Consider the following 24,587-nt stretch of genomic DNA (forward strand, 5'->3'; position numbering starts at 1 on the left):
GCCATCATAGCACAGGCAACCGAAGCGGGAAGTTCGCCATCGATGTAATCACTTCAACCAAGAGGCTTATTGAATGAAATCAATAAATGCATCGAAGGCAATCCCACCCTGCCTGGCCGGCACTCTACTTGATTTACCCGCATAAATGGCTATGGCGCGTAACGCCCGGCCCCCTGATAACCGGCCGGCGCCAGCCGGTTATCAGGGGGCGGAAAATGTTTTTTTCACCGCCATTGACGACGGAATAAGCAATCGAATCGTTAAGTGCTTATTTTCGGGACCGAATCGGGTATAATGCCGTCCGCTATACGGTCCTCGTAGTTAAACGGATATAACAAGCCCCTCCTAAGGGCTAGTTACAGGTTCGATTCCTGTCGGGGACACCACTGATAGCTCAACTGACATCTACCCACATCAACTAATTCTCTTCAAACCCCCGTTGCACCTGAAATCAAACTCAACCGAACTCAACTGAAATAACTTCCAATCAACAATCATGTGGGGGTATTATCCGGGGTATCCCAAAACACCCCGCCCCAGGATACCCCCACATGCCCTTATCAGTACGCCAAATTGAGACCTTAAAACCTCAAGAAAAGCCTTATAAGCTGGCAGACGGTGGTGGCTTGTTTTTGCACATCACCCCCACCGGAAACAAATCCTGGCGATTAAAATACCGCTTTGAAGGAAAAGAAAAGCTGATGACGTTCGGTCTTTTCCCGGCCATCACGCTTGGTGAAGCGAGAAAACAGAGAGATAAAGCGCGGGCGTTACTTGCTGCTGGAGTTGATCCGTCTGAAGAAAAGAAGTCGCGCAAAGCTGAATCGCTCGTTACGTCAGGCAACACGTTCAAGTCGATTACCCTGGAATGGTATGACAGCCGTAAACGCACTTGGTCAGAGAAATACGCTGGCGAAATGATTAGCATGTTCGACAAAGACATATTCCCGTTTATCGGAGACACGCCAATTACCGAAATAAAGCCTCTGATGCTGTTGGGGGTATTGCGAAAGTTTGAAGAGCGCGGGGCAATGGAGCGGGCAAGGAAAGCCCGTAGGCGATGCGGTGAAGTATTTAGATATGCCATTGGTACGGGCAGGGCTGATTATAATCCAGCTCCAGACCTTTCAATAGCTTTGGGTGCGCCAAAGCCTGGGCATTATCCATTCCTCCTTGAATCGGATTTGGGGGTATTTAACCAGGCACTGGCAGCATATGGTGGGGGTATTTTGGTAAAGGTCGCCACACAAGTTTTGCAACTCACCGGCCTTAGAACAGTGGAACTTAGAGAGTCTCGTTGGTCATTTATCGATTTCGAGAATGCAATATGGGAGATACCCCCAGAGTTGATGAAATCGCGCCGCCCGCACATCGTTCCAATGTCCCGGCAGGTGATCGCGCTTCTTGAATTCCTGAAGCCTATCACGGGTAATTATTCCTATATTTTTCCAGGACGTAGCAATAAGAAAAGGCCAATCAGTGAAAACTCAGTACTAGGAGTAATAAAACGGATCGGATTTGACGGAAGAGCCAGCGGCCACGGTTTCCGTCACACTATGAGCACTATCTTAAACGACCATGGGTTCGACTCCGACTTGATAGAGCGCCAACTCGCGCATATTGACCGCAATAAAGTCCGGGGTATTTACAACCACGCACAATACCTCGACAAGCGCCGGGAGATGATGCAATGGTACGCCGATTACCTCGACGGGCTTTAATAACCTCACATCCCCGGACAATCATCAAACTCCTCTCTCATCATATCGTTGATCACATACGTCACCACACCCCAGCACTGCAACCCCTCATCATCAGGTTCAGGCATCGGCAGCAGCACTCCTGGAGCATCCAGTTTCTCCAAGCCGCGTTCCGGGTAGATTTTAAACCGGCGCACTGCTAATTCTCCGGTAAGCTCAACGACCACGATTGTGCCGTCTACGGGAGTCAAGGAGCGATCAACGACTAGAATTGCACCCTGGTATATCCCGGCACGGTAAGAGCCCTCCTTGGCTCGCATGAAGTACGTGGCAGCGGGGCGGGCGATGCACAACTCATCCAAGCTGAGCGATTTTTCTTCATAATCTTTTGCGGGTGATGGAAAGCCCATAACGCATGCCTCTAGTACTGTTCATGCATACAGTATAAGCAGTAAATTTTAAGCATGTAAACAGGCCAAACAGCAGTTAAACGCAACGCATTGAGCGCTGGGAGATTTTAGTTTTGCGGAGCTTTTCGCATTGTCGTGAACACGACTGGACGCAGCAGAGGATATTTATTAATGTCCGGACCGTGCATAACGCACGAAAATTTCTCTTATTTTTTCCATTGCATAGTCATCAACTACGGGCCTACCCTGGCCCGCTTTTTTAATTGAAATACACTGATTGTCCGTTAGCCTGAGCGGTTCCCCACACCACCTTATATGTACCCGCGACGGTAAACAACTGCTGAACGACTGCGCCACCAATTGTGACTGTGACATTATTTGCTGTCAGTGAAACAATTGCTTTCCCGCTGACGATTGTCACGGTTACAGCAATGGCAGGCTGGGTAGCGATTGAGCCATTTGTCACCGAATAAAGCGATGATAATATAGGATTGTAGACGGCCGCGACGTTATTCAACGTCGAGTCATTACGAGCAATAAATTTTAAACTGTACTGGACTGCGGCACTAAAACCAGTCGTTGACGTTGTCACGGTTAGATCGAACAGAACCCCCAGGCCAACCTTTCCCAGCCCAATATTGAGCGCAGGCGTAGCTAAATGTACGCCCCACGTCAGAGTAAATGTCGCACCAGTCCCCGCGCCAGGTGTGGATGATTGTGATACAGGATTGGTTGGTAATGAACTGGATGATACGCTGCCGGCACTGGTGACCGAAACTGCGGTAATAACGCCCGAACTAACCGTTGTTACTGTCAGAACGACGCCATTCCCCAGGCTGATGGTGTCGTTGACGGCATAACCCGATCCACCGGCAGCAATGGCTGCGGCGCTGACACCGCTTAGCCCGGCCACGATTGAGAGTGGTACATCGCCAGCATTGTCATAAACAGGCGTTCCGCCCCCACCCGCAAATGCTACCGGACCCGGATCTGGCAATGAGCATGGGACGCCCCAGCTTTCAGCATAGAATTGCGCCAGTTTTGCGTTACCCGTTGCGTTCGGGTGAACCCCGTCCGCCATCCAGCCTGCTGCATTGGCATACGCATAATCTCCCAGCGCGTTTCTAACATCGACAAAAGCGCAACCCTTCGCGAGTGCGACCGCTTTCTTGATGGGGTAAAAATTTGGCAGGTTGGTAGTGGCCCAATCTGACGATTCGTTTGACTGAATAATCATATTAGCCATGGTCGGAACCGCTGCCTGATTTGCTGTGATGATGGCTTCGATTGCTGCCTGATGTTGTGCAGGTGTCTGCCCTGTTCCAATAACCCTATCGTTCATGCCGCCATTCAGCATATAGGCGGCCGGTGCGAGCAGAGACAACCACTGCTGGCGAATCGACATATCTTGCGCAGCGACATCAGCAAATTTACGGCCACCAAGAGCAAGACTTCCTTGTAGATACCCACGTGGATAAGATGAATTTTTAAATAGTCCGCCGAAAACGCAGGTTGGCTTACCATCAGCGGTGGTGTAAACCACTAAGTCAATTTGTGATGTAACTAATACTGATATATCAACATGGCCTATAAAAATTGATGTGGCTGGGGTAGAGCCGTTATAAGCGGTTTTACTGGTATCGACAATTATCGTGGAGAAGGCACCACCTGACCCGGTTATAGTAAAAACACCGCCCTCAGGCTGGATCCAATACAATATTCGCGTTTCAGTCCATTTATTCAACGGGCCATATCTGAAAAACTCCGCACCGGTCCCAGATTGACAATACTGTCCATAGCCACCGGGGGCATATTGTCCATAAATGCCATCTGCTATCGAAATCGTAGACCAACCGGAGTTTTGATAGTTCGCACCCTGATCGACCGAGTAACTATAATCAAAAGCCTGATACCCTGGACCGCCATCACCAAATGCCGCGCGCATAATTTTCTGAAAATGTGTTCTCCATGTGGTGCCGTAGGCTCCTTCGCTTAGGGAGTCTGCCTCCATTATGCATAGCCCACCAGAGTTAAAAGGAATTGGCTGATATTTTAGGGTCGGAATGCCACGAAAAACATTCAGACTGGAATCTATTCCAACGGCACTATACCAAACACGCCCGGTATCAGTAGCTACCCCACCAACATTCTGGAAAATGTTAAATGTATAATCAGTATTCGTAGAGAAAACATAGCATAACCCATCAACCGATATAGTCCCGGCTGTTATAGCAGCCTGAGCTAGAGCAGAGGTTGCAAATGTATTGCGAGCTGAAATTTGTGCTGATTCAGAATAAGCTTGGGCGGAATCAACATATGGCTGAGCAATAACTGAAATTGTTGAAGGTAATGATGTAAATAACCCATCAATTTGCATTTTAGTGTTCACCACACTATCTGCATATTCTTTTGCTTGACTGACATAAACATTGGAAAGATTAGCTATTATATCTTGCAGTGTTTGCAGAGTTGCTCCACCCTCTAGTAAAAGAAAATTATTCAGGGGCCATCTGGCGAATCTGGATATATATTTATGTTGCCAACAATAGCACTCGGTTGTCCATATGCTGAAATTGAGACCTGATACTGCCCCACTTCTGCCGAAATAGAATAATTACCGTTGGCGTCCGTTACGGTTTCCGATTCGAGCTGAGCGACAACAGCCGATGAAGTCGCAAGGGCTTTCAAGTTAATGCTAACGCTGGGCAAAGCATTGCCGTCAGGCGCGGTTAATACGCCAGAGATTACTGTCATGAATTGACTCCAAATTAATATTGAGCTGACCAGTCCGAACCGGTATCACGGCATGCGACCATTATTGCAGGACCGGCAATCATTGTTCCCCGATTGACTTTCGTAACTCGTATCATGATATCCATTTCCGTTCCGGCTGGGACAGAGACAATCGCACCGAAACAGCCGTTTGCTGAACTAGCCTGGCTATTTAAATATGGCGTTTCGATTGTTGCTGAGCCGATACTGACGTTATTGGCAAATATTTCGACAGATAATGAACCCGGACCTAATGCTGCCGCGCCAATACTCATCGGGCCGACGATAGTCAGCACTCGGTTAACATATTGATTGGCAGTTAAATTTCTATGAAAATCCTGCGTATGCGTTGAATTTCCGTTCGGGTCAGTAATACCAGTTAAATCTATTGCATTATTGGCTGCGGTACCTCCCGATATTTGTGCGGCGGTCAGTGTCCCCAAGATAGTGCAGTTTTGCGCAATGGTGACGTTCTGGAATGTACCCGCTATGGCATTGACTTCACCGCTAATAACCAAGCGATTATTATTGCCATCCCAATAAAGTTTTCGCTGTAATGTACTCGGGTCGGTAACGGCAAACCAATTCGCTAGAATATCTACCACTGAAGAGCCAGGCGATGTGGAAATCGCTATGCCGGATATTTTCCCCTCGTTATTAACCACCAGATAGGCGCGGTCAGACAACAGGCCGACAGCAGAGGTATTCACCGCGACTTCCTGTGACAGATCACGCGCCCATTCGATATCGGGAATGGCATCACTAATGACCGTCATGATGTCAGTGGCGTCTTTTTTGGTAGCAATGCTGCCGGTCACCAGGGCTGAGCGCCCGACATTATTAACGGCCCTCACTGCGTACCAGTAGGTCGTTAACGGCGACAGGCCGTCGTCCAGAAATTCATAGCCCTGCCCGACATAGTTCGCCATGGCGAGAGCCTCGCTTTGGCTCGCGCCGCGGTAGAACTGATACCGGGTGCCCAGCGTCACCACACCATCAACGACCGGAACAATCTTGATGCTGAAGTTCGTGCTGTAGAGCGACAAAGATGACGGAACCAGCGGCGGCCCGATGGTCATATCGACTTCGGACTCTTCTCCAAGCTGGCCGGCGGCGTTCATGCCGCGAATAAACACCGAATAGCTGCCCAGCGACAGGTTGCCGACAGTGTATTGCATGTCAGCCGTATTGGCCTTAAGCACAACCACATCGCCGCCGGCATCATGGCGGACCAGTCTCAGGTTGAACGTGATGCCAGTATAGATTTTTGCCACATCCCAGGTGATGCGGATCTGGTAAACATCATTCGCCACGGAATCATCGATGGCGATATGTTCCGGAGCTGGAATTGAACTGCCGTATAGCGTCGTAGTGGGAGTATCGAACTGCTCGCCCAGATCCACTTCGGCTTGTTTGTTCGGGTCATGCTGCAATGCGGTAATGCTGTATGTGCCATCATCAACATTATCGGTTATCGCCAAACAGCGGAATAACCGGGTCGAAAGGCTGCTTTTGGAAATGGTGAATATGCCCCATTTGCGCAGCCCGGCCGGCGCGCTGGCCAGAGTTATCTGGCTGCCTGCAACGGGTGCGGCAATCTGGATTTTCACCATAGCGGCCGCGTCGTTCAAATAGGAAAAATAGGCCGTTTCAGTTTCGGCAATTTCCACCGGCGCGTCGAGCGTGACTGACGTACCCGAAAACGCTATCACGCGGCCACCCATGCGGGCGCCGGCATAGTCATTGTCCGCCACGGTAATGATGTCGCCGGGCAGGTTATTAAGCCCGTCTCGGCCCACATCAAACGTGACCGTTTGGGTTTCGAGCTGCTCAGTTTTGAGGATCCAGCGCCCTACCCGGTTCGCCTGGCCTCGAGAGGTGCAGCCGAAAGCCGTCACCTGTGACACATTCAGGCCATAGCGGGCAATCAATGAATCGTCAGAGACGTACTCGATATCTGAACCCCAGTCGTTGTCCGGGTTGACCCAACTGACTTGTATCGCCGTGTGGCGCGCTTTACGGGCGCTGGAGGCGTATTTGAACGAGCCGTCAACCACGTTGGCGTTCGTGTAGGCCCACACCGGGTCGACGGGCCTGTCCTGAACGACAGTCATCTGCAAGCCGTCCCAGATTGGCATTCCTCGGAACGAAGAGGCCAGATCGTTCAGGACGTCATAGGCCGCCCGCTGGTCAGTGATATACAGATTGCAGGCAAAGCGCGGCTCTTGGCCCCCGAAGCCATCATCAACCAGTTCATCGCAGAATTGCGCGATGGCATACATCGCCCATTTATCACAGCCGAACTGTCCGAGACGCTTTCCCAGGCCATATCGGGTATTGGTGACCAGGTCGTAAAATACCCACGCCGGGTTATCTGTCCAGGCGTTTTGAAAAGTCCCATTCCATAACCCGGCATACGTGCGGGCCACCGGGTCGTAATTGCTCGGGACCTGGACGATAAGCCCTTTCATGTCGTAAGTGCGGGCCGGGATGCCACTGAACTGGCCGGTATAGTCAATCGTCGTCCCGACTATAGCGCTGTTCGGATAGCTCAGTTTGGCGTCAATGATTTCGGTATAGCTGCTGAAATAGGTCCCGTTTTGCAGCTTCGTTGAAGTGCTATCTACCTCCTGGCGCACCACTCGGAAAGACCAGGGCGTGTGTCCGGGCGCGTTGATGATGTGCGATTCGAGATACTGGCTGGTCGTTTTGCCGGTAATAGTGATGTTGTCTACGGTGTCCCATGCCTCAGCAGTGTTTTGTATCTGGATCTGCATATGAACGGTGGCATAATTCAGATCGCCGTCATCATCTTGCGAAAGCAGAGAGTCAACACCCAGGGTCAATCGCACCCGGTTAACATCCGCGTCCGTCACAGTCTTCACGATGGGCGTTGCATAAACCAATTCCGTGCTGACGCCGATTTCGTTCTCGACGTCCGAATAGCCGGCCAGGTACGCCTGATCCTGCGTTCCCGAGGTCCATTTGGCATCGACGCCGGTAAAATTGGCATTGCCGTTGGAATCAAGGACGGGAGTGCCGTTCTGGTAGAAGGATTTCATCCCATCCACCGGGCCATAAATCGGTCCTACGGAAATCAGGTCGATAATCTGTAGGCGCTGTTTCGTTTTAAGATTGTCCGCCTGCTCTGTCGGCGTATGCGCGCTGCCACCACTACTACTGCTGCCGCCCATGGATTACTCCCATAACAAAGGCCCGCCGAAACGAGCCCGATAAATGCCTGAAAAGATTAACTGCTGGTCACGTCAGTGATTAAGCCCTGCGAGATTACGTGCGAGCCGACGCGCATCCGGCCATAAAGCAACGGTACCGGATCGCCCTGGCCCACCACGTTTTCAAGGGATGAGAAGTAGTTATTGGCCGCGCCATTATCAGCGCTGGATGATGAGCTTGTTTTGGGCGTTTTGGCGAGCATCTGGGCGACGCCGCCTAGCATCATTGCTCCGCCGATCTGCATCGCGTACGGCCCCCACGCCGCACCGCCTAATGCCTGTCCAAATGGTGTAAATGTGCCTATTGCTCCAATAACTACCAACGCCGCGCCAAGGATGGTCTGAAACAAACCACCATTTTTCGCGCCGGCGACAACCGGCGTAATGCGGATTTCCGTTTTTCGCTTCAGGCGGGCGTGCATTCCCTTATCCAAGGTATCCATATCGAGTTGCTTCTCACCGACGCGGACCTTGTAGCGACCTTGGCTGATGTGCTGGCGTAGCCCTGGGATCTGGATGAGCAATGCCCTTAGCGCTTCCGCCCCGGTCTCTACCTCGAGTTTGAACTCGCTGCCAAATCGTTTAAGATCCCCGTAAAATCTGACTTTTGCCATTTTTGATACCTCCAGGTGGAATGTGTGATTTTTTGCCAAAAGCCGCCGAACACGTCGCGCTTACTGAGCGCGTTGGGACGTTGGTGCAAAATTTGTTGATTGCCGATATAGATTGCCGAGTGGGTTGCTTTGGGAACGTTCTGGCCGGCCAGGTCCAGGCACATCAGGAAAACATCACCTGGTAATATCTCGGCATCATCGCCCAGCCGGACGAAGCCGCCGTCGGCCATGTTCTCGAAATATAAGTCCTGCCCGTTCGCCCACCAGTTGTCTTGCCGGTCAAAGTCCGGCAAATCGTGGCCGCACAGGTGATAGGCGTCGCGCATGACCGTATAACAGTCCATCACGCCATGCTCAAACTTACGGCCCAGCAATGGCGGCACGCAGCGAAATTTGTGGACGGCGCCGTCGCAGACTAACCACCAGGGCAAGCCGGATCGGCATTGTGCGATACGGTCGGCTTCGCTCAGGAACGGAACGCCGCCTGGATGACTATGCACTACCGCCGTGATCTCGCCTTTGTCCTCGCAATCGGACCAATCGTCCGGATGGATTTCAAAGCTTGATTCCGGTGCGCTGGCCACGTTCCGGCACCGGACATACTCGTCGCCCACCACCAAGCCGCAGCACTCTGCCGGAGCGCATGCCAAGGCATGAGCCAAAATGTCATCTTCTATCATGGGAGTCCTGTAACAAAAACCCGCCGAAGCGGGTTCTCTTAAATTATGATATTGAGATTCTTATCGACTTTTTCCGTAGTGTTTTGGTGCTTAACTCAAGGATTTTAGCGGCATCTTTCGTTGATAATTTTGACCGTTTAAGAGAACATATGGATTTCGCCGCCGCACTGGTTTTGCAATTGCCTCATCCACTTCCGAGCCTGCATTCAAACGGTTGTAAAGCGTTGATTCTTTGATATTGTATTGTTGCCACGCATCACTTATTGTCATGGTTTGTCCAAACGCAGTGATGCGATGATTATTCCTTTATTTATCCCTGCTCTTTGGCGGACGCCCACCGGCAGTTTGATGGTTCGTAATTTCCGTTTACATCTATCCTTTCGATAGTACACCCATCTGGACGGTCACCCATATCCTCTGCGAATAATAATGAATCCTTCCACCGCTCACATACTTTTATCCCACTTCCACCATAATAAGGATAGTCTTTGCACTTTTCATTATTACAACGTTGTTGGATTGATCTCCATGAATGATAGCCGGAATATTTCTGAATTGATTTTCCTCTATATTTTTTAGATTTTATTTCTTTGAGAAGGCATCCACAGGATTGCCTATTTCCAGATTTTATTACACAAAGCATAACAATTCTTTCATTACCGCATTCGCACCTGCACAGGACATATCTTTGTGGGTTCGGTTTTAGATGTATTGGTTGTGGCACTTCTTTTATGACCGTGAGTCGTCCGGATACCAAGCCAACTATAAGTTGCTGCTTCATTTAACCTCCGTAGTAGGTTGCGTAGATTTGGTTCCGGCAATACAGTCTACGTCTGTACTTTCGGGAGCGACCCTAGCCGGAGCGTCCATTATTTCAGTTTATTTCACTTTGTTCGCAGCAGGATAGCCCCCGTACGGTAAGACGCCCGCGCTGCCAAACCGAAGTTTGCATGACGCCAATCGCTTGCCGCACTTATCTTTGCTACTGTCAGATGTCGGGATATCGAATTCATCCGCCACCGGGCCGCCCGTGTAGCTGCAATCAGCAGACCGGTAAACCCATGAACAAACGTCGGCCAGAATTGTCCGCGTTGGCAGCAACGCGCCGTCACTTTCTGATGGCAGGCAAAGCGTGTAGGAAACGAACTCAGTTTGCAGGTTGGCGCACTGCTCAATCACGTAGCGCGTTACTGATTCCTGCGTCGGATCGGCCTGTGGGTTGCCGTTGGGATAGTTCACAACATCGAGGTATTGCTCGTACACCTGGCGCCGGGTAACGATAGCGCCCACCGCATCGTCATAATCCTGGTTTATGCCAGTTATCAGGCCGCTGATATTGGCAAGGGTGAGCGTTGGCCGATTACTCGTACCGGTACCGCTTACCTCAAAGCCTGACGCCTCTACCGGGTATGGCTGGTAGGTTTCGCCCTGCCACACCACCGGCTGCAGGCGGCCGTTCAGCCCGGAGTGGAACCGGTAGATATCGCCGCCGAATTCCGTTAGATCGACTTCGAATAGTTCCAATAGTGCGGGCTGCTCAATCTGTGTGACGTCGATTCGCATCGAGTCTGGGATGTCACGCATATACTTTCCTTCACGTCAGGCTGCTTTCTACAATTCGCTCGCTATTTCTTTAATAAGCCCTTTGGCTGCTTTAATGGATTCTTCTTCATAGAATTCCATGCTTTTCCCTTCTGTGCGATCAATTACAATTTGGAGATTGGCAACCGACAGTAGTGGTAATTTGCTATAACCTATTGCAACGCTAACCTCAATATGGTCATCATTTGGATTTATTAAACCTATTGAAAACTCAAATTTTTGTTCCATGATTATTCCTGCCTTTCGGCTTTGGTGATAAAAACCCGGCGCGGTGGCCGGGTTCATTGATGACTGGACTTATTATTTACAAGTAGTGATAGCATCATCTATCTTGTGCGGCGTTAGATATGGTGCTCGTTCATATAATTTATATGTAACGCCTTTCTCTGTGGCCGTAATATCAACAACGGCATCAACGCCAGCCGTAGAGTTTGGGAGCATGATAGCTATACCGTTTTTATTGGAACTGACGTTACAGAATAATGTGTCTCGCCCCATTTCCCGGCAATACAAGCAGCATAATCATTGGCTGATTTGCTACTTTCGCCAGTAAGTATCGGTGTACCCCTCGCAGGTCACTTACCGTTGCGCAGGAAGTTAGAAGGGTCATGAAAGCGATGATCGGAATTTTTTCATTACAGTTTTCATAACAAAAATCCTTTAATAGTAAATCAATATTGACACATTTCGCTTTACATAAATGTCATATCTATTTTGCATTTATTTTGCTCTTATGAGGCCATATAGTTTAAGCATATCGGATAGAGATGTTTTATCTTTATCATCAAACGTTTCGTCAGAATAACTATCTTTCCCATAAAATCTAACAGTTATTTCTTTATCCTTAGTGAATTTTTCAAAAAATTCAACAAATCGTCATTCTTTATTGGGGAGTATGTTTCAATGGTATAGCCAGCAACGACATGTCTGTCAAAATCAACAATTGATGACTGATACTTATCGCTGCCTGATAAAATTGTAAACTTGTTCGCAAAGAGCCACTCTGTATTCATATATTTAACAAATAGAGAAACATCTACTCTTGAATCTTTAACTATTAACGTAGCGCTAAGTGGTGCTGCTTCTAGTGGATTTCTATCTACCTGCAACACATATATAGCATTATCAAATTTATCGTATTTAATAGATTTATTTTTAGCAATTTTGATATTTCTAAATCATCCTTACTGTCATCAATAGCTTTCAATAACACAACAAGTGACTGTAATTCATCTTCTCTATATTCAATTTCATTGTTTAACAAAATTGTTATGTATCCATCTTTAATTTTTATATTTTTACTTGAATATTTGAATTAGAGAATAAAGGTTTGCCAATAGATTTTTAAATTCTTCTAATTTTGTTTGACTGTAAAACCCCGTAATTTACAGGCTCCTTATTTACCACATGTAATAATAGTTTTCTCCATTATCTACCACTACCTTTTATAATCTTTATCATCAGATGACAATGTTATTATTTCGTCACCATCAATATAAAATTTTCTGTTTTGTATTTTTTGTTGTTACAACTCCATCGCATCGATCGCCTTTGCGAAAACAAAATTCAGTATAACCAAGATCGTCAGCTAACGGCCTTGCAAAACAAATATCTCCGCTCCGTTAGAATTAAACTTAGGTTTCTGGGTCTCGGAAGAGGCTAGTGGTGAAAATAGGAACAAACAAATAAATAACATAGTTGAAAATCTACGCATCACATCCCTTAATGTTGCAGAATGTGACATCATATCATCGCTGTAGCGCAAGTGAACGCAAAACTACTTATCTGCAAGCTTTTTTCAAGACGATCAAGGCGCTTAAGGATCTCTGTGTACTGAGAATCTACTATCACCTCATAATCATAGGGATGATAGCTATCCACCATAGCCTCTATAGCCTCAACAACATAAGCATTTACGGATTTTCGATTTATCTCCGCTGCCTTTTGAAGCCTAGTTTTTAGGTCAGGCGGCAATCGGATGTTTATCTGTGGATCTCGCGCCATATTTCACCATCTTTGGAAGTTATTGACATGGTAGCCAATGGCTATTAGATTATCAATGGTAGCCACTGTCTACCACACTAAGGAGGAGTTATGACGCAAGGTCCCCGACCGCCCCAAGTAAACATCAGGATGCCTGATTCTCTCAAGAAATCATTGCGTTTACTGGCAAAATTAACAATAGGTCCACAAATTCTGAAATCGTACAAGCATTAAGCGAGTATGTATCACGTAATAGCGAAGCCCCGACTACTGGTAATAGCCGGGGCCTCTGATTTGTCCGGATCCAGCAAAGGAAAACGAACATGACTAATTTAGCAAAAGCCACAGCAAGTAGCACGCAAACTGCTGATGTTTCGTTGGCAAATTTGCCATCTCTTACCCATAACACCGTTCCGGTTTTAACAACAGAATTGCTTGCGAAGCTTTACGGCACTGATGCTGTTCGCATTCGGCAAGGGTATTCACGCAATGTTTCTCGATTCATCGAAGGAAAGCATTTTACAAATTAACTGGTTCAAAATTAAGGGCCTTTAAGAACGAAGTATCTTTAAACGACTTCGTTAAAATTGCGCCAAAAGTTAACCACTTACTTCTCTGGACCGAACGCGGCGCAGCTCGCCACGCCAAGATGCTGGAAACCGACCAGGCGTGGGACGTCTTCGAAAAATTGGAAGATTGCTACTTCAGCCAGAAAGAAAAGCCGACGGAAGAACCCGTATCAGCCAAAACGCGCCAGTCCACATCAACGCAACTGATCCCACTTCGCCAGACCGCCGAACGGCTGATTGCCACCGGCCTGGGCAATATTTATCCCGACATCTGGAAACTGGTCCATCAGCGCTTTGACGTTGAACACATCACTCAACTTTTGCCAGACCAAATCGGTGAAGCCATCGACTACCTCAATGCGTTGGAAGGTGACTATATCAAGCGCGAAAAAGCCCCGGTCAAATCTAAAGGCAGTATATCGCCGCGCATGGACAGGCGCGTGTTGCTTTATCTGGACGCTAATGGCGCCGTGGTTAATACGCTTCCTCTGCGAGACGATGAAATCACGCTGACATTGAACTCATTCACAGAGTTGATGCGCCGCAGCGGCTGGATTGTCTGCCGCCGGGAAGACTTTGCGGTAAAGCTCTCAAACCTTTTGATCTGAATATCTCGCGGGCCCTTCGGGGCCTCTTTTGACACACGGGAATCGCCCCGGAACGCAAATCGTGAGACGTCAACGAAAAAACCCGCGGTTAAGTGGACTATGGTTTTCTGTCGATTTCTTTGTGAGTACCGACTAGCCTAAGTAAGGCGACGTCACCCTCGATTTCAAAGCTCATCTTATGGCTATGGTTAGGGGTGATATGGATTGTGTAAACTGGAGGCTTATTATTTCCCTGAAGTTTTTCTAACCTTAATCGCTTGGGCTGCGGATTTTTGACCAGATCTTTCAGGGCCGACTTGAGGTGTTCTTTGATGCCTGGGGCAAGCTTCTTAGCGCTTGCCCGAAATGAATTGTAATAATCCAAGTCAACTGCCCGAATTGTCTTGATCATAATGATGTGAAAAAGGCATCAATCTCCTCAGAGGAGGAAATGGGGTTGCTTTTCCCCTTCGGCAGCATGTCAACGTTGTGCTCCATGACGGCCCACCGGATAGATTCTTGCTGATCAAAAATTTCTTTAAACGTCTGGATTGCCTCTTCAAGCACAACCGGAAGATTATCATGCTGCTCGCAACCAGCGTTGACAGCGGGCTGGCACTCAACAAGGCTATGGTACATCTTGGAAAGCATTTCCTGAGCTTCGTCAATCAAAGATAGGACGCTCTCGTCAATTACATGTTTAGCTTTGCCGATTTCAATAAGAATAGTTTCACCGTATTCGAGCTGCGCTCTTACTTCGTTGGTGATGCGTTTTAACTCGGATTCAGCTGCATCTAGTTTCTTCAAAAAATCCAGTGGCCGAGCTGAATCTACATCAGGCGCAGATGCATAAAAGCTGATTTTTCCAGCAATATTGTTACCTGTATGCATAGTGACCTCCTAGCCGGGCTGTGGAGTTTACACCCAAAGTATAGCCACGGCAATCAGCCAACTGTCAAGACATGTCGTTCGTAAATTGTGAATCTTCTACACAGCCTTTTCGGTCCAGTCTAAGCAACAACCTCCTGAAATGTAGCCGTGAGCGTTTCCCAGAGCCCATTAATGGTGCGCGTCCAGGTTGCGCACTTAAAAGTACGGTTAATCCATTGATCCTGCGCTTTCCACGTGAACGCCTCGACGGCCCCGCGGTCAGTTAGGAATCGCTCAATCTCATCAACATATTCACGTTCACCGGTAAACGTCAGCGAGTACGAGCGCAGGTCATGATGGATGCCGTTCTTCTGGCGCTGCTCATAACCGTCGCCGTAGCTCACTACCCTGACCAGCGGCGCGGCGGTGCCGGTAAAATTGTCCTGGTCAGGTAGCCATTTAAATTCGTACATCCGATCACCTTCCCGAGTTTAGGCCGCTGATATCTTTTAGGCTCTCACGCATAAAAGAAGGTGCTCCTATGAAATTAGGCGATATCGGCAAGTGGGCAGGTAAGATTGAGACCCCGATCACGTGTCCGAAGTGCGGACATCAGTTCAAAGTAAAGCTTTCTCGGGTGGCAGGATTGAATAATTTCACTTGCCCCAACTGCAACGTCTTGTTCGAATTCGAAGATAAGCCCGCAGGAAAGTAACGCATAGACCGCTTCGTTTAGTTTTCATTGCCAATGGGTTCGAGTAAGGACACAAGCTCATCGACCTGTTCCTGGAGTTTATCGTACCCGACAAGTTTTACATGACATTCCATAATGCCTCCGAGGGCGCTATCTGCGCCCTATCTGTTATGCCAGCAGGCCACCATCACGTTTCTGGTTCACCAATGCGCTGTTTATCCGGCTATCGACCATCTTTTGCAGCGTCTTTAGCAGAGTGGCGTTGTTCTGCTGTTGCTGGTCATTCGTATTGCCGCGCTGATCAACATTGAGGGTGATCGGTGCGTTGATGGTTGTGCCTGAGGCGTTACTACTGCCCTTCGCACGAACGCCCAGAGAGCCATCCGAGCCACGAGAAAGCGGCAAGATTGCTTCCGGCCCAGCCTCGCCCATGACGCCCCCGCCGGCGGCGAAAGCGAATAGCGTTGGCCGGTCAACCACACGCCCACTGTAAGCACTCAGGCTTGGCGAGTCATAAACGCCGCCTTTGGCGTTCAGGCTAAGGCTCTGATTGGCGCTGCTGGAAATTGCCGTGCCCGCGTTAGCGCCTGACGAAGCGCCACCAGCACCGCCGAATAAGCCAGACGCGATGCTTACCACACCTTGCAGGAAAGAGGATTCCGCGCTTTTGATGGCGATCCGCGCCAGGTCATTCAGGACTGACGTGGCGAAGCTGGAAAAATTCAGCTTACCGGTAGTGACAAACGAAACCAGCGCATCCTCCATGCCGCTGAATGCGTCGGTGAAGGCTGTTTTCGTCTGGCCGGCGATATCTTTGGCCGAGTCGAGATAATTTTGATACGCCTCGCTTGCGCCGACACTCCATTGGCTTTGTAATTCGTCAAGCTTGGCGTAAGAATCACTCTGGAGTTTCAGCCGCGCCGCCAATTGCGTTTTAATATTGGCAGTCTCTTGCTTGTATGCGTCAGAATCCAAGGCATCCTTAGGCGTGGCCTTATCAAGCTGTTCCTGGTAGCGCTGATATTCCGTATAAATACTTTTAGTGCTATCTACCCGCTGCGCCTCTTTATCTCCAAGGCCAACCGCGGCTATTTGTCGAGCATATTGGTCAGCTGCGCCATTATAGGCCGATGCCATGGTGTCGTTGAGCTGCGCGGCGCGCTCTTGCAGCTTGATAATATCCTGTTGCTGCTTGGCCTGTTTTTCCAAGGCGGCCAGCTTATCAAATTCAACCTCAAGGCCCGCTTGATTCGCCAGAAGACTCTTTTGATCTGCGGTGAGGATAGATTTGCCTTGCAGATCGGCGATTAACTGAATGAAGGCGAGCCGCTTTTGTTCCCATGTACCCAGTTTGCTTTCTGAATCAACCTGGCCTTGCAGAGAGGCTTCTTGGCCCTGCATTTCCAGCAGCATGCGCGTGGCTTGATTATCAGTGACCGCCTTTGCTTTTGGTGTTTTTGGATCTTTATACTTATCGTTGATCTGCTGGACCATGTCGTCATAGGTGAGTTGCTTACCAAAGGGATCGGTTGGCAAAACGCCATGGTTCTGCATGTTTTTATTTAACTGCTCAATGTCTTTCTGGCGCTGCTGGGCTTTAGTCAGCACCGCGGTATAGAGAGCATCGTTAGATTTGGTGGCCTGTACCGCCTGGTCGTTATAATACGCCGTGGCTTGATTGCTGGCGGCCTTGTTCAGGTCGCGCTGGTTGGTCAGCAGCGCGCTGCTCAAATCGTTCTGGGCAGCGATCAACTGCTCTTTCAGCCTAGCCTTTGCGTTGGCGACGCCGCCGGTCAGCATGCCGCCCTGCGAGGTATCAATCGAGTCCAGGCCGGCCAGGCTTGATTGAATGTTGTTGACGGTTGCGGTGGCAGTTTTGATTTTATCCGCCGGCGTTTGGGCCCGGCCGATATCCATCATAGCGTCCCACGCGCCCTTAGCCGCCCGGGCGACTGCATCCCATGCAGATTCGAGCGCGCCCATGTTGTTCTTCACATCATTGGCGGCATTCAATTCTGCGGTGGCGTACGCGCTGACAGCGACAGCAGCCGCCTGCTGGGTATTGCCCTGGCGCTCCAGTGCGGTGATCTGCTCATATACCGCGGCGGTCAGGTAGTGATATTGGTTGTTCAGAGATTCAGATGCGCTGACCGGGTCCTGCTCTAACCGCTGAAACTCGGCGATGGTCGCATCAATCGCTTTGCCGGTTGCATCCTGCATCGCTACGGCCGCCTGGGCGACCGATTTCAATTGCCCGCCGCTGAACTGACCAGAAGACAGCGTATCGGACAGCGCTTTGGCGGCCTGCGACGTGGTGCCAACATTCGAGCTGATGGATTTGGCCATGTCGGCCAATTGGTCAGCGGAAACGCCGGCATACCGCCCGGTAGTGATGATGGCCTGGTTATAGCCATCCATTTCAGCGTTGCCCTGCTTAAACGCAATGGCCAGTGCTGTGGATCCGACAACTGCTGCTGTTATCGCAACCGTGAGAGGATTTAATGCTGCGACTAACCCTATTGCATACCGGCCAGCTGCTGCGAATGCGTTGCCAATCCCGCCGAACGAATCCTTAATCTGACCGCCTTGCTGAATCGCGATGAGCCATACCGGCATTCCTGATGCCAGGGAGGTGACCACGTCCGTGATCTGCATCGGCAGATAGCGTAATGCCTGAGAGTACTCTTTGGCGCTGAGTGTGGCGGCTTTCACCGTCCCGTCCTGCTGGGTCAATTTCTGGATATAAGGGGCAACTTCAGCGGTAACGCCGAGCTGCGCGGCCTTGTACTCCAGCAACTGAGCCGTGGTCATGCCCATCGTTTCAGACTGTTCTTTCAGTCTGGCGATGAAGGACGCTTTGGTTGCCTGCTCCTGCATTTCAGCCTGGGCGGCTTCTCGCGCGGCGGCAGCTTCAGCCTTATGGCCCGTTGTCGCAGCGGCCGAGGCTTGTTCAAGCTGGATGCGATAGGCGTTAATTTTGTCGGTATAGTTATCGTATTCTTCTTCCGGGAGTAAACCAGACGCATTGAATCCCTTCAATTGCTCCTGCATTGCTTCGAGGCGAGCATACGCGCCAACGACAGGATCAATTCTTCCTAACAAGGACTCCAGGGCTGCTTGTTGGTCGGCTAAATTTGAATTAACTGCTTTAGCTGTCTTTGCCGCATCCTGAGCGCCGCGGTTCATTGCCGCTGTCTGGTGAGTATAGATGTCTGTACCATCAGCTGCGAGGCTCGCTGATTTGTAAACATCGGCAAATTCAGATGATAACGAATTAACGGCGGTCTCGGCCGAAACGCTGGCAGCGGTCAGGTTATCCAAAGCATCAGCCGCTTTCGCTACGCCATCCTGCGTAACCTTGATTATCAAGCTGCCTGTTTCTTGCGGCATGTGCTTATCTCCGGGCGATAAAAAGCCCGGCGAGCGCCAGGCTTATAACTTGGGAATGTCTTTCATGACCTCGAAGGCCATGTCCATGATGATCTCGATTTCCGCCGGGGTCGGCCGGTTGCCGGTTAACTCCGTCCAGGCCTTCACTTCGGAAAACGTCAACTCGCCGCCGGACCCGCGCATCAGGTCGATAAACCAGCCCCAGAGATAACCGGTTCCTTCAGGCAGGTCAGGCGGGTCAATCATGGCGTCCGGCGTGATGCCTAATTTCATCGCGGCGTGGTAATGCTCCCTTAGGCTTTTGCCGTCTTTTTGCCGCTTGTCGAGCTTTCGTTGGAAGGCGGTGTATCGGACGAGACCGGCGGCTTTTTTTTGAAAAACTCCGCCCGGTTGGCGGCAAAATTATTCACGCGCTCTTTGATGTTTGGCGATTCAGTAAGCAACAGGTTGAGATTATCCGGCGTGAATTCTTCTTCCAGTGACCAGCCGATGATTAGCGCCTGGAATTGCCTGAACTCAGCGTCTTCGTCAAATTTCTTAACAAAAGCCTTGTCCTCCAACTGCGCTTTGGTCAGCTCAAATACAGCCCGACTGCCGGCGGTCTTTGCGGCGCGGAATTCGTCGCTATCGATGCCCCGCACCAGCAAATATTCCTCGGTGGGTGTGCCGTCCGGCAGCAGCAGGAACAGCTTTTTGCCTTCGTTGGCTTCGCCGCGGGTGGCGAAATCGCTTAATTTCATTGAATGCTCCAGTGAGCCCGGCGGTACCGGGCAATCGATTAGGCTTCCACTACGGGAACGCGGGTGATCTGCAACAGAATGCCGGTGTCTTTGGTTGCGAAAGCGGTGTAATTGAATGTCAGCGCCTGGAATGCGTCGGCTTCCGCCAGCGCCTCGGACGTGAATTTGATGCGCGGCAGCAGGAACGTATACGCGCCGGCCGCACCGCTTAACGTGAACTCCAGGGAAATGTCCGCGTTGTCATAGAACATCTGGGACAAGTCCTCGTCCTGGTAGAGGAACGTGATTGACCCGGTCGTGGCCGCATTGGTTGAACCGCTGGCCGCAACGCCGCGCTGGCCGTAGACATGCGACTGAGAAATCCCGTTATCCATATTGAGCGATACGGACGTGACCGCATTGCTGGCAACGCCATTCACTAAAATGGTCGCGGTCAGCGTGGCGTTTTCGCCGGTAGAATCGAACGGATCGTTATTGGCCGGCTCGGTGTAGGTCGCTCCGGTAATGGCGGTCGCGTCATACAGCACCGATGCGCCCATGATGCCGAAATCAGCCGTCACGATGGCGTTGGGCGTGGCCGTCAGTGCCAGCGTATTGACCAGGCAGCCCGGGTAACGGCGCAGCGTGTTGATATCCGATTGCTTGTGCTCAATCGTGAACGGCTTTTTGGTAGAGCCGATAACCAGGACATCCGCGTCCCACGAACTGAACATTAGGCTTTGCAGCAGATAATCGAAATCCGCATAGGCAAATTCAGTGTTCAGCGTGCCGGATGAGCTTTCCGAACCACGGCCCGAAAATAACGTTTTACGGTTATTTCGCACCTGGTTCGAGCTCAGCGCATCGCGGGTCAGCGTTAATTCACCAGGTGTTTTCGGTATGCGGATGAATGCGGGCGTCGCCGGGGTTGTGCCTTCAACAACTTCAGGCACCATCCAGTAATCGACCTGTTTGGCGCCGGCGGCAGTGATCATAGCCATAATTCTTAGCTCCGTGTTTCGTATGATGACCAGTAGAACGTCAGATGAGCGACCGCCCAGCCATCTTCAGGCTGCGGATCGGTGTAGTCGCGGTTTTTGATAGTGACGCGGGTGTTGTTGTAAGTGAGAACGGTGCCGATTTTGAACTGCGCCCGCAGCGTGTCGAATATGGCCAGCATGGCGCCGCTGACGCCCGCGCGGATTTTGCAGACGACATCAACCTGGAAAAATCCCGATATCGAATCCAAACCGCCCGGGCCATACGACAGCGCGTCATCGCCCGCAGGTGAAAAGAAGAAACGCAGATAATCGCCATCAGGCGGATCGAATGCTTCAAGCGGCCAGGCCACCGGCAGAGACAACGCAGCGGCCGCCGCTATCATGCGCGTGCGCAGAGCTGATGAGATGTCCTTCACGGGTTTCCCTTACTTTATGAGAACCATAGCCTTGTTGAGGTTGGTGTTGATGCGCGCCATATTGCGACGAACCATGCCTGCAGGCGCTTGGGTGGAATACCCGCCGATGGTGTGCGGCCCGTTTGCCGGATTGCCGTCTTTGTCCTTCCATTCGCCATACTCTGCAACCTGCGCGTAAGGTAGGTTATTCGCCAGATAGACGGTGAAATCCATTTTCTGAGCCAGCACAACGGTTGTCATTTTTTCGACGGTTTGCGAGCCATCAGGATCGACGCCGTCAAGCTGCGCTGATGAAGGGGAATCAGCTGTAGCCAGCCAATTGGCCCGCAATCGTCCGCCGCCAATCTCTTGCACTGGCGTATCAAGGATAACGCCGCGAAACAGCGCTATAGTGGCCTGCTTGCCAACGTTTTCAGTGCGCTGGATAGTCTCGCCAGCCCATTTGCCTATCGAAGCGGAGAATCCCATTTAGCGCCTCACTTGCAGCTGATAGCAGAGCGTCACGTCAGCGGGTGTTTTGTCGCTGATATTGATGATCCGCCATTTGGTTGTGCCGTCTTGCAGGGAATCGCCGATAAGCGGGGCGGTCGCCGCGGTGATGGTGACCTTCTTATCGCTGGCCAGGATGAGGGTGCCGTCGACTTCCAGCCGGTTGAAGTCCTGCACCACGCCGATAACCGGCAGCGATTGCGGCGGCGAAGTAGTAGCATCGCCGGTCACCGGGTCGATAACGGAAGTGCCGGCGCGCTCCAGGGACATCGTTTTGCCGTACTTCGTCAGCAGCCGGGTGTCCAAGGCTTGCATGCGGGTATAGAAAGCGGCCATCAGGAACGACTCGCCGTCGCGTTGATGGCAAATCCATTCCCCATTGCCAGCCCGCGCAATATCGCCATCACAGCCGGATACGTTGGAGTGAAAGAGGTGTTATCAGCTACAGCATATGTCACCGACACCACACCTGATACAGCCTCTGATTTCACCGCAGCCTCACGATTCGCGCCGAGCAGATCCCCGGCTACAGCTTCGACAGCTAACATGCATTGAGCGGTGATCAACTGTCGTGGAATCTCTGTTTCAGGGTAGTAATGCCCATCGAATAAAACCCCAGAGCGCGGCCACGGTAACGGCTGGCTAAGGGTGGTGCGATCCCCATACCAATTCATCCCGTTCAGATAATCCATTGCCTGCATCAGCAATGGTTCGGGACTTGCTGGGGCGTTGATGCCCCGGCTGGATAAGAATGAGGTTAAATCATCCGCGGCGGCATAGCTGTTAAAATCCGGGGATGTTGGGTCGGTGATTAACATCTAAGCCTCCAAATGAAAGGGGCCGAAGCCCCTGAGGTAAACTTTACGCAGCGACTACAGTCACCGCACAGACTGCCGTTTTGCTGCCGTCAGTCGTGGTCACGGTGATGTTCGTGGTGCCTGTTGCGACGCCAGTAACAACGCCCGTAGTCGGGTCAACCGTAGCCTTTGCCGGTGCGGAAGAAGCGAACGTTACAGCCTTGTTGGTCGCGTCTTCCGGCGAAACGGTCGCAAACAGTGTCATATTTGCGCCGACAGCGATGGACGCCGTGGACTGGTCCAAGGTAACGCCGCTGACCGCAACAGGCGCGACAGTCAACTGGATCATTACGCCAGCGGTAACTTTGTTGCTTGTGGCGTATTTCTTCCAACTATTGGCCGTACCAATCTTCGTCAAATCAGGATTAGCCCCGCCCTGGACTGTATCCCAGCTATAGCCCAGCAGATCGATATTAACGGTGCCTTCCGCCCGGTAGCCGATGCCAAGGTTTTCCTCATCGTTTATGGGATAAGAACGAAAGCCAGGCGCCTGCGACTCGGTAATAACGACCGCGTTCGGCAGCAGGCCAAATATCGCATCGATTGGCGCGGTATCGGTGACCAGTACCGGCTTGCCCAGGGTGCCAGGCTGCCCACCATATACAACGACGCCCGCTTCTTCATAAACCTTCTCAGCGATAGCCTGATCGATAATGTCGAAATACGTCGCGGAGTGCATGACGAACAGGGCAATGCGGCCAAACTTATCGCCATACTTGCGCATACCCTTGGTCAATGTCTTCTTGCCATCGGTTTCAATATCGGCTGAAACGACCATATCCGCATTTGCGCCGATCGAAGCGCTAAGTGCCTGGATGGCGTATTTTACGAATCCTTCCAGGGTGGCATCGGCAACATCAACGCCTACCACTTCGGAGAATTCAGATACGTCACGCCCGCGGCGCTTGAATGCCTCTTCCGTGGTCTGGTAAGGGCCATATTTCCACGGCGCTTTAACACCGACAGATTCGCCGGCGCCGATTTTCTTACCGGCGACCTTGCCGGTGGAATTCACATCACGATGTTCAATCGTGCCGCCGAGCTGATAAAAAGCACGTTTACGGAAATCGCCTTCGATTAAGGTGTTATCCAAGACAATGGCGCCATTCGATGAGGCGTTGAACACGTCGAGGTTATCCTGTCGGCGCTCCAGGTATGCCGTTTGAGCCAGATCATCATAAATGATCAGGTCCGAGTTAACGGTGGTAGTCATGGTTTCTGTTCCTTGTTACTTGGGAAGCCTGAGAAATTCCTGCTGTCCGTGCTGCCGGATATAGTCGGCTTTATCGGACGAGGACATCGCTGATCGTTTGAGTTGCCCGCCTGATGGTTTGTTATTTCCCGCCCCGGTGCCTTGCGCCGGTGGCCAGAGGTGAGGAGCAACATCTTTTAGGGATTCCACCCATTCACCAGGTGACAACGGCGTTTTGCCGTCTTTCCCCAGCAGAGCGGTCCCTTCTTTATCAACGGCTACGGCCTCGCCTTCCTCGTTGACGGTAAATAAACTTTTGGCGCGAAGGATTATGTCATCCGCCGCACCGGGTAATGCTCCAGCCTTTATCGCAGCAGAGCGAATGGAATCGCCCAGAACGCGATCGCTGAATTTCTTTGCGAAGGACTCAGCTTTTTCAGCCCGGTCATTCGCGGCTTTGAGCTTTTTATCAACATCACCGCGCAAACGCTCGGTGCGTTTATCCAGCACTTCGTCGATTTTCCCGGCCGCGATAAGCTTGGCTTCTTCGTCGTCGGAAAATCGTTGCAGGATGGTTTTAACCGCATCCGGATCGATGCCGTCAAACCGTTTCAGATTGTCGCCTTGCTCTTTGAGCTTGCCGAGCAATTCTGAATTTTTGGCCTTCAATCCTGTGACGGACTCATGGATCTTCGAGTCGATGATGGCCTGTATTTCCGGAGTGATTTCGGGTTCGGCTGCGCCACCGCTCCCATCACCTTCACCGGCTGCCGCATAGTATTTGTAAAACATATTTCGGAATAGCATGC

27 protein-coding genes, 1 tRNA gene and 1 pseudogene are annotated in these 24,587 nt (G+C 50.8%); 6 read left to right on the forward strand and 23 right to left on the reverse strand.

Translation table 11 applies throughout. The annotated features are described in order from the left end of the window. Positions 1–311: 311 nt before the first annotated feature. Both GTU79_RS19390 and GTU79_RS19395 read left to right on the forward strand, forming a co-directional pair. Positions 312–386 (forward strand) — tRNA-Arg (locus GTU79_RS19390). A gap of 165 nt (positions 387–551) precedes the next feature. After that, a complete protein-coding gene (locus tag GTU79_RS19395; protein ID WP_203523521.1) occupies positions 552–1,721 on the forward strand; it encodes a tyrosine-type recombinase/integrase in 1,170 nt (389 codons plus the stop codon). A gap of 5 nt (positions 1,722–1,726) precedes the next feature. Here GTU79_RS19395 and GTU79_RS19400 read toward each other — a convergent pair whose 3' ends face one another. From GTU79_RS19400 to GTU79_RS31515, 11 genes are all read right to left on the reverse strand, one after another. Next, a complete protein-coding gene (locus GTU79_RS19400) occupies positions 1,727–2,110 on the reverse strand; it encodes a HumD family translesion DNA polymerase (RefSeq protein WP_203523522.1) in 384 nt (127 codons plus the stop codon). A gap of 259 nt (positions 2,111–2,369) precedes the next feature. Continuing rightward, on the reverse strand, positions 2,370–4,487 hold the full coding sequence (locus GTU79_RS19405) for an SGNH/GDSL hydrolase family protein (protein ID WP_214513283.1): 2,118 nt from the start codon (positions 4,485–4,487) through the stop codon (positions 2,370–2,372). Positions 4,488–4,609: 122 nt separating this feature from the next. Beyond that, positions 4,610–4,864 carry a prophage tail fiber N-terminal domain-containing protein gene (locus GTU79_RS19410; protein WP_214513284.1) on the reverse strand — a complete coding sequence of 85 codons (255 nt, stop codon included), beginning with the start codon at positions 4,862–4,864 and terminating at the stop codon, positions 4,610–4,612. A gap of 14 nt (positions 4,865–4,878) precedes the next feature. After that, a complete protein-coding gene (locus tag GTU79_RS19415; protein ID WP_203523524.1) occupies positions 4,879–8,076 on the reverse strand; it encodes a TipJ family phage tail tip protein in 3,198 nt (1,065 codons plus the stop codon). 56 nt (positions 8,077–8,132) lie between these two features. Next, on the reverse strand, positions 8,133–8,729 hold the full coding sequence (locus GTU79_RS19420) for a tail assembly protein (protein WP_203523525.1): 597 nt from the start codon (positions 8,727–8,729) through the stop codon (positions 8,133–8,135). Next, positions 8,666–9,409 (reverse strand): C40 family peptidase, encoded by a 744-nt coding sequence (locus tag GTU79_RS19425; RefSeq protein ID WP_203523526.1) that lies wholly within the window; start codon positions 9,407–9,409, stop codon positions 8,666–8,668. Before GTU79_RS19425 ends, GTU79_RS19420 begins: the two co-directional genes overlap by 64 nt. Positions 9,410–9,719: 310 nt before the next feature. Continuing rightward, on the reverse strand, positions 9,720–10,190 hold the full coding sequence (locus GTU79_RS19430; RefSeq protein WP_214513285.1) for a hypothetical protein: 471 nt from the start codon (positions 10,188–10,190) through the stop codon (positions 9,720–9,722). 98 nt (positions 10,191–10,288) lie between these two features. Next, on the reverse strand, positions 10,289–10,993 hold the full coding sequence (locus GTU79_RS19435; protein ID WP_203523528.1) for a phage minor tail protein L: 705 nt from the start codon (positions 10,991–10,993) through the stop codon (positions 10,289–10,291). Between the two features lie 27 nt (positions 10,994–11,020). Then, positions 11,021–11,239, reverse strand: coding sequence for a DUF1327 domain-containing protein (locus GTU79_RS19440; RefSeq protein WP_203523529.1), 219 nt, complete (start codon positions 11,237–11,239; stop codon positions 11,021–11,023). A 602-nt stretch (positions 11,240–11,841) separates the two neighbouring features. Further along, on the reverse strand, positions 11,842–12,123 hold the full coding sequence (locus tag GTU79_RS19445; RefSeq protein WP_214513286.1) for a hypothetical protein: 282 nt from the start codon (positions 12,121–12,123) through the stop codon (positions 11,842–11,844). Between the two features lie 631 nt (positions 12,124–12,754). After that, positions 12,755–13,015, reverse strand: a complete 261-nt coding sequence (locus GTU79_RS31515; protein WP_214513287.1) for a toxin-antitoxin system HicB family antitoxin — start codon at positions 13,013–13,015, stop codon at positions 12,755–12,757. A 170-nt stretch (positions 13,016–13,185) separates the two neighbouring features. Between GTU79_RS31515 and GTU79_RS31520 the strand changes: the two genes are divergently transcribed. The 3 genes and pseudogenes from GTU79_RS31520 to GTU79_RS31530 form a co-directional block, all read left to right on the forward strand. Further along, positions 13,186–13,287, forward strand: a complete 102-nt coding sequence (locus GTU79_RS31520) for a hypothetical protein (RefSeq protein WP_420854195.1) — start codon at positions 13,186–13,188, stop codon at positions 13,285–13,287. 30 nt (positions 13,288–13,317) lie between these two features. Next, positions 13,318–13,524: an ORF6N domain-containing protein gene (locus GTU79_RS31525; protein WP_420854114.1), complete on the forward strand. Its 207-nt coding sequence runs from the start codon at positions 13,318–13,320 to the stop codon at positions 13,522–13,524. 56 nt (positions 13,525–13,580) lie between these two features. Continuing rightward, a pseudogene (locus GTU79_RS31530) lies at positions 13,581–13,721 on the forward strand (ORF6N domain-containing protein); the annotation flags it as partial. An 837-nt stretch (positions 13,722–14,558) separates the two neighbouring features. On the opposite strand, the gene GTU79_RS19460 reads toward GTU79_RS31530, so the two are convergent. Together GTU79_RS19460 and GTU79_RS19465 are read right to left on the reverse strand one after the other, a co-directional pair. Continuing rightward, entirely contained in the window at positions 14,559–15,041 is a 483-nt protein-coding gene (locus GTU79_RS19460; RefSeq protein ID WP_203523533.1) for a hypothetical protein, read from the reverse strand. 119 nt (positions 15,042–15,160) lie between these two features. Further along, positions 15,161–15,493 (reverse strand): phage tail protein, encoded by a 333-nt coding sequence (locus GTU79_RS19465; protein ID WP_203523534.1) that lies wholly within the window; start codon positions 15,491–15,493, stop codon positions 15,161–15,163. Between the two features lie 68 nt (positions 15,494–15,561). Between GTU79_RS19465 and GTU79_RS31535 the strand changes: the two genes are divergently transcribed. Further along, positions 15,562–15,735, forward strand: coding sequence for a YnfU family zinc-binding protein (locus tag GTU79_RS31535; protein ID WP_214513288.1), 174 nt, complete (start codon positions 15,562–15,564; stop codon positions 15,733–15,735). 147 nt (positions 15,736–15,882) lie between these two features. On the opposite strand, the gene GTU79_RS19475 is transcribed toward GTU79_RS31535, so the two are convergent. The 10 genes from GTU79_RS19475 to GTU79_RS19520 are packed head-to-tail and all read right to left on the reverse strand — an operon-like array spanning position 15,883 to position 24,585. After that, on the reverse strand, positions 15,883–19,104 hold the full coding sequence (locus tag GTU79_RS19475; protein ID WP_203523536.1) for a phage tail tape measure protein: 3,222 nt from the start codon (positions 19,102–19,104) through the stop codon (positions 15,883–15,885). Positions 19,105–19,146: 42 nt separating this feature from the next. After that, positions 19,147–19,377: a phage tail assembly chaperone gene (locus GTU79_RS19480; RefSeq protein ID WP_203523537.1), complete on the reverse strand. Its 231-nt coding sequence runs from the start codon at positions 19,375–19,377 to the stop codon at positions 19,147–19,149. A gap of 20 nt (positions 19,378–19,397) precedes the next feature. After that, positions 19,398–19,844, reverse strand: coding sequence for a phage tail assembly chaperone (locus GTU79_RS19485; RefSeq protein ID WP_203523538.1), 447 nt, complete (start codon positions 19,842–19,844; stop codon positions 19,398–19,400). Positions 19,845–19,882: 38 nt separating this feature from the next. Beyond that, positions 19,883–20,824: a phage tail tube protein gene (locus GTU79_RS19490; protein WP_214513289.1), complete on the reverse strand. Its 942-nt coding sequence runs from the start codon at positions 20,822–20,824 to the stop codon at positions 19,883–19,885. 5 nt (positions 20,825–20,829) lie between these two features. Next, the gene (locus GTU79_RS19495; protein WP_203523540.1) at positions 20,830–21,240 is read right to left on the reverse strand and encodes a phage tail terminator-like protein; all 411 of its coding nucleotides are present in this window, start codon (positions 21,238–21,240) and stop codon (positions 20,830–20,832) included. Positions 21,241–21,249: 9 nt separating this feature from the next. After that, on the reverse strand, positions 21,250–21,708 hold the full coding sequence (locus tag GTU79_RS19500) for a hypothetical protein (protein WP_203523541.1): 459 nt from the start codon (positions 21,706–21,708) through the stop codon (positions 21,250–21,252). Then, on the reverse strand, positions 21,709–22,065 hold the full coding sequence (locus GTU79_RS19505; protein ID WP_203523542.1) for a hypothetical protein: 357 nt from the start codon (positions 22,063–22,065) through the stop codon (positions 21,709–21,711). After that, on the reverse strand, positions 22,065–22,547 hold the full coding sequence (locus tag GTU79_RS19510) for a DnaT-like ssDNA-binding protein (RefSeq protein ID WP_203523543.1): 483 nt from the start codon (positions 22,545–22,547) through the stop codon (positions 22,065–22,067). Before GTU79_RS19510 ends, GTU79_RS19505 begins: the two co-directional genes overlap by 1 nt. Before the next feature lie 43 nt (positions 22,548–22,590). Further along, entirely contained in the window at positions 22,591–23,799 is a 1,209-nt protein-coding gene (locus GTU79_RS19515) for a major capsid protein (protein ID WP_203523544.1), read from the reverse strand. Positions 23,800–23,814: 15 nt separating this feature from the next. Next, on the reverse strand, positions 23,815–24,585 hold the full coding sequence (locus tag GTU79_RS19520; RefSeq protein ID WP_203523545.1) for a hypothetical protein: 771 nt from the start codon (positions 24,583–24,585) through the stop codon (positions 23,815–23,817). Between the last annotated feature and the right edge of the window lie 2 nt (positions 24,586–24,587).

Source organism: Sodalis ligni (genome assembly GCF_016865525.2).
Lineage (GTDB): Bacteria > Pseudomonadota > Gammaproteobacteria > Enterobacterales > Enterobacteriaceae > Acerihabitans > Acerihabitans ligni.